The 219-nt window shown below is 58.9% G+C and carries 1 rRNA gene; it reads right to left on the bottom strand.

The annotated features are described in order from the left end of the window. Positions 1–136: 136 nt before the first annotated feature. Positions 137–219 (bottom strand): 16S ribosomal RNA (locus KUM38_RS32915); the annotation flags it as partial.

A 219-nucleotide genomic window follows, 5' to 3' on the forward strand; every position in this document is an offset into this window, starting at 1 on the left:
AGCAGTACTGGGAAGAGAAGCTGGTCAAGTGTGCCGAGTAGTCAACGTTCCACCCATGAGCAACCAGCACCGGACGTTCGCCGATGTACTGGCCCCTGACCGCGTCCCGAAGGACCCGGTGAGAAGTGCTCCTTAGAAAGGAGGTGATCCAGCCGCACCTTCCGGTACGGCTACCTTGTTACGACTTCGTCCCAATCGCCAGTCCCACCTTCGACAGCT

The sequence above is a fragment of the Streptomyces sp. AC558_RSS880 genome, assembly GCF_019049255.1.
GTDB lineage: Bacteria > Actinomycetota > Actinomycetes > Streptomycetales > Streptomycetaceae > Streptomyces.